We start from the raw sequence: 6,138 nt of genomic DNA on the forward strand, positions 1-6,138 counted from the left end.
GGGTGATCGACCGGCACGACATCTTCCGCACGGCGGTGAGGTGGGAAGGGCTCCCCGAGCCGGTCCAGGTGGTGTGGCGACGTGCGGTGCTACCCGTGGCCGAGGTCACCGGCGATCTGGTGGCCACGGTCGGCCTGTCGATGGACGTGGGCCGCGCGCCGCTGCTCGACGTGCACGTGACGCAGGACGATGACCGCTGGCTTGCTCTGGTGCGGGTGCATCACCTGGTGCAGGACCACCTGGGCTTGGAGGTGGTGCTGAGCGAGGTGGCGGCCTTCCTGGACGGGCGTGGCGACGAGCTGCCCGAGCCGCTGCCGTTCCGCGACTTCGTCGCCCAGGCCAAGGGAGCCGTGCGCGCCGAAGAGCACGAGCGCTTCTTCGCCGGCCTGCTCGGTGACGTCGAGGAGACCACCGCGCCGTTCGGCCTCATGGACGTCCGTGGCGGCAGCGACGACACGCGGCGCGCACGCGTGCCGGTCCCCGACGACGTGGCGGGAGGCGTCCGGCGGATGGCGCGCGAGCTCGGCGTGAGCCCGGCGACGGTCCTGCACGTGGCGTGGGCCCGGGTGCTGGCGGCGGTGTCGGGCCGTGATGACGTGGTGTTCGGGACGGTGCTGTTCGGCCGCATGAACGCGGGCGCCGGCGCCGACCGCGTGCCCGGGCCTTACATCAACACGCTGCCGGTCCGGGTGCAGGTCGGTGACGTCGGGATCGCGCAGACGATCACCGCGATGCGCGGACAGCTCGCCGAACTCCTGGCCCACGAGCACGCCCCGCTCGCGGTGGCGCAGCGGGCAAGCGGGGTCCCAGGAGACGCGCCGCTGTTCACCTCGCTGTTCAACTACCGCCACAACAGCGCCGACGACCAGGCCACCGACACCTTCGACGGCATCACCATCACCTTCTCCCAGCAGCGCGACAACTTCCCCCTCTCCGTGGCCGTGGACGACGACGGCCGCACCCTCGGCCTGGTGGTCGACGTCGTGCCGCCGATCGACCCGCACGCGGTGGGCGCCCTGCTCGCCACGGCCGTCGAGAACCTCGTCCACGCCGACGCGGACACACCGCTCGCGTCGATCGGCGTCCTGGACGAGGACGAGCGGCACCGGCTGCTCGACGAGTGGAACGACACGGCGGCGGAGAACCACCTGACCTCGGTCGTCGCGGGCGTCGAGGCGCAGGCCGCGCGGACGCCCGACGCGGTGGCCGTGACCTGCGAAGGAACGCAGGTGACCTACGCCGAGCTGGACGCGCGGGCGAACCGGCTGGCCCGCCTGCTCATCGCGCGCGGCGCGGGCCCTGAGTCGATCGTCGGCGTGGCGCTGGATCGCGGCATCGATCTCGTCGTGGCCGTGCTCGGCGTGCTCAAGGCGGGCGCCGCGTACCTGTCCATCGACGTCAGCCACCCCGCGGACCGCATCGCCGGCATCCTGGCCGACGCCGAGCCGGTGGTGGTCGTCGGACGGGCGGACACGCCAGGGGACGCCCCCGTGGTGGCGCTGGACGCCCCGGCGGTCGCGGCCGAGCTGGCCGCCCTGCCCGACACCCCGCTCCGGGAACGCCCGCTGCCGCGACAACCCGCCTACGTCATCTACACCTCAGGCTCAACGGGCCGGCCGAAGCCGGTGGTGGTGCCGCACGGCGCGTTCGCCAACACGGTGGAGGCCGCGGTGGCGTGCGTGGGCACCGGGCCCGCGTCGCGGGTGGCGCAGTTCGCCTCGCCCGGGTTCGACATCTTCTGTACGGACTGGTCGGTGGCGCTGGTGTCCGGCGCGACGCTGGTCGTGGTGCCGCAGGACCGCAGGGCCGGGGCCGAGCTGGCGGCGTTCCTGACCGAGGAGCAGGTGACGCACGTGTGGCTGCCGCCGCAGGTGCTGGCCGGGCTGGACCCGGACGCCGTCCCGCCGGACATGGTCATCGAAGTGGGCGGCGAGGCGTGCCCGCGCGAGGTGGTGGACCGCTGGGCGGCGGGACGGATCATGTTCAACACCTACGGCCCGACCGAGACCACCGTGGACGCCACGGTCTGGCGCTGCCGTCCCGGCGTCGGCGAGGTGCCGATCGGCCGGCCGATCGCGAACACCAGGGCGTACGTGCTGGACCGGTGGCTGCGGCCGGTCCCCGTGGGCGCGGCGGGCGAGCTGTACCTGGCGGGCGCGGGCCTGGCCCGCGGCTACCGTCCGGCGCTGACGGCGGAGCGGTTCGTGGCCTGCCCGTTCGGCGGCGTGGGCGAGCGCATGTACCGCACGGGCGACGTCGCGAAATGGACCACGGACGGCGACCTGGTGTTCCTGGGACGCGCCGACGACCAGGTCAAGATCCGCGGCTTCCGGATCGAGCCGGGCGAGGTGCAGGCCGTCGTCGCCGAGCATCCCGGCGTGGCGCGGGCCGCGGTGATCGCGCGCGACGACGAGCGCGGCGACCGGCGGCTCGCCGCCTACGTGGTGCCCGCCGCCGAGGGCGAGGGCCTGGCCGAGTCGGTACGCGCGTTCGCGGCCCGCCGCCTGCCCCACTACATGGTGCCGTCCGTGACGGTGCTGGAGTCGCTGCCGCTGACCGTCAACGGCAAGCTCGACCGCAGGGCGCTGCCCGCCGAAACGACAGGCCCCGTGGGGCGGCGGCCGTCCGGGCCCCGCGAGGAGCTGCTGTGCGCGGCGTTCGCGGACGTGCTCGGCCGGCCCGAGGTCGGCATGGACGACGACTTCTTCGCCGTCGGCGGCCACTCCCTGCTGGCGGTGCGGCTGGTCAGCAGGATCCGCACCGCGCTCGGCGCCGAAGTGAGCGTCAGGACACTGTTCGACGCGCCGACGCCGGCCGCGCTCATGGAACGGCTGGACGAGGCACGCGCGGCGCGGGCGCCCCTGACCGGGCGGGCGCGTCCCGAGCGGGTGCCCCTGTCGTACGCCCAGCGCCGCCTGTGGTTCATCAACCGGCTGGAAGGGCCGAGCCCCGCCTACAACATCCCCGTCGTTCTGGACCTGATCGGCGACCTCGACCGCGCCGCGATGGAAGCGGCCTTCCGCGACGTGCTCGACCGGCACGAGGTGCTGCGGACGGTCTACCCGATCGCGGACGGCGAGCCGTACCAGCGGGTCCTCCACCTGGACGAGCTGGAGTGGGAGCTGCCGGTCGCCGAGGTGGCGCCGCAGGACGCCGAGGACGCGATCGGCCGGGCCTGCGCCCACACCTTCGACCTGACCACCGAGCCGCCGATCAGGGCGTCGCTGCTGAGCACCGCGCCCGGCAGGCAGGTGCTCGTCGTCGTCGCCCACCACATCGCCGTGGACGGCTGGTCGATGGCGCCGCTGGCCAGGGACCTGTCGGCGGCCTACGAAGCCCGCCAAGCGGGACGGGCCCCGGCCTGGGAGCCGCTGCCCGTCCAGTACGCCGACTACGCCCTGTGGCAGCGTGACCTGCTGGGCGACGAGGACGACCCGGGCAGCCTGCTGTCCCGCCAGGTCGCCTACTGGCGGGAGACGCTCGCCGGGGCACCGGAGGAGCTGACGCTGCCCTTCGACCGCGCACGCCCCGGCCTGCCCGGCCACCAGGACCATCTCGCGCCCTTCGAGGTGCCCGCCGACGTGCACGCCCGGCTGGCGCGGGTGGCGCGGGCCGAGGGCGCGACCACCTTCATGGTGGTGCAGGCGGCGCTCGCGGTGCTGCTGGCCAAGCTGGGCGCGGGCCGGGACGTCCCGATCGGCGCGGCGCACGCCGGGCGCACGGACGAGGCGCTGGACGACCTGGTCGGCTTCTTCGTCAACACGCTGGTGCTGCGGGCCGACCTGTCGGGGGATCCGACGTTCCGTGAGGTGCTGGGCCGGGTGCGGGCGGCGAGCGTGGCCGGGCTGGCCCACCAGGACGTGCCGTTCGAGCGGCTGGTGGAGGAGCTGGCGCCGTCGCGGTCGCTGTCCCGCCACCCGCTGTTCCAGGTGATGCTGACCCTGCAGAACAACGCCGACGCCGTGCTCGACCTGCCGGGCGTCCGCGCGGCCGGGCTGCCGGCGACCGGCGCGGCCGCGAAGGTCGATCTCGACGTGCTGGTGGCGGAGTCGTACGACGAGCACGGCGACCCCGCAGGGCTGCGCGGCGCCGTCACGGCCGCCGCCGACGTCTTCGAACCCGGCACCACCACGCGGCTCGCTCAGCACTGGGCCCTCGTGCTCGCCGCGCTGGCCGAGGACCCCGACCGGCCGCTGTCGGCGATCGAGGCGATCAGCGCGGACGAGCGCCGCCGCACGCTGACCGACTGGAACGACTCCGCCGTGGACGTGGACCCCGCGCTGGTCGTCGAACGGTTCGAGACCAGGGCCGCGACCCGGCCCGGCGACGTGGCCGTGGTGTGCGACGGGCAGGAGGTGACGTACGGCGACCTGGACGCGCGGGCGAACCGGCTGGCCCGGCTGCTGCTCGCCCGCGGCGTCGGCCCCGAGACCCTGGTGGCGGTCGTGCTCGGCAGGGGCGTGGACGTGCTGACCGCCGTGCTCGGCGTGCTGAAGGCGAGCGGCGCGTACCTGCTGGTCGACCCCGACCACCCGGCGGCCCGGGTGGAGTGGATGCTGCGCGACGCGGCGCCGGTCGCCACCGTGGTGAGCGCCGAGACGGCGGCGCTCGTCCCCGAGGACGTCCCCGTGCTGCGGCTCGACGGTCCTGACGTGGCGGCGCTCTCCGGCGCGCCCCTGCCCGTGGACGAGCGCGCCGCCCTGTCGCCGGAGCACCTGGCGTACGTCATCTACACCTCGGGCTCGACCGGCCGTCCGAAGGGCGTGGCCGTCACCCACGGCGGCCTGGCCAACACCGCGACCGCGCTGGCCAGGCGATACCCGGAGCCCATCGGGCCGGGGTCGCGCATCCTGCAGTTCGCGTCGGTGGGCTTCGACCAGTTCGGCCTGGAATGGGTGCTGGCGCTGCTGACCGGCGCGACCCTCGTCGTGGTGCCCGCCGACCGGCGCGCCGGATCCGCGCTCTCCAGCTTCCTGACGGAGCACGCGGTGACCCACGCCGTGCTGTCGCCCGCGGTGCTGGCCGGCCTGGAGGAGGGCTCCGTCGCACCCGGCGTCGTGCTGGACGTCGGAGGCGAGGCCCTGACCCCCGCCCTGGTGGACCGGTGGAGCCCAGGGCGCGCCATGTACAACGGCTACGGCCCGGTGGAGACCACCATCGACGCGGTCGCCTGGCGCTGCCGGCCCGGCGTGACCGAGGTGCCGATCGGCCGGCCCATCGCGAACACGCGGGTCTACGTCCTGGACGAATGGCTGGCCCCGGCCCCGGTGGGGGTGGCGGGCGAGCTGTATCTCGCGGGCGCCGGCCTCGCCCGCGGCTACGCGGGACGTCACGGGCTGACCGCCGAGCGGTTCGTGGCCTGCCCCTTCGGCGGCCCCGGCGAGCGCATGTACCGCACCGGCGACGTGGCCAAGTGGAACGCGGACGGCGAGCTGGTGTTCGTCGGCCGCTCCGACGACCAGGTGAAGATCCGCGGCATGCGCATCGAGCCGGGCGAGATCCAGGCCGTGGTGCTGGAGCATCCTGACGTCGCGCAGGCGGCTGTCGTCGTCCGCGAGGACCGGCCCGGTGACAAGCGGCTGGTCGCGTACGTCGTCCCGGCCGGCGACCCGGCCGGCCTCGCCGACTCGGTACGGCGCTTCGTCGCCGTCCGGCTGCCCGCCCATATGGTGCCCGCCGCCGTGGTCCCGCTCGACGCGCTGCCCCTCAACGCCAACGACAAGCTGGACCGCAAGGCCCTGCCGGCGCCCGAGTACGCGGTCGGCAGCCGCGGCCCGGCCGACCCGCGCGAGGAGCTGCTGTGCGAGGGGTTCGCGCACGTGCTCGGGCTGGAGCGGGTCGGGGTCGACGATGACTTCTTCGCTTTGGGCGGCCACTCGCTGCTGGTCGTCTCCCTGGTGGAGTGGCTTCGGGCGCGGGGTGTGGCGGTGTCGGTGCGGGCGCTGTTCCAGACGCCGACGGTGGCGGGGCTCGCCGCGGTGGCCGGGGTCGAGCAGGTCGTGGTGCCGCCCAACGCCATCCCCGACGACGCCACGGAGATCACGCCCGAGATGCTCCCGCTGGTGGAGCTGTCCCAGTCGGACATCGACCGGATCGTGGCCGGGGTGCCGGGCGGCGCGGCGAACGTGGCCGACGTCT

1 protein-coding gene is annotated in these 6,138 nt (G+C 74.8%); it reads left to right on the top strand.

What is annotated here, in order from left to right; translation table 11 throughout:
- The coding region (locus ACFFR3_RS48965) for a non-ribosomal peptide synthetase (protein ID WP_379485441.1) at window positions 1-6,138 on the top strand (6,138 nt) is incomplete at both ends.

Origin of the sequence: Nonomuraea salmonea (assembly GCF_042428605.1) — a bacterium.
GTDB lineage: Bacteria > Actinomycetota > Actinomycetes > Streptosporangiales > Streptosporangiaceae > Nonomuraea > Nonomuraea salmonea.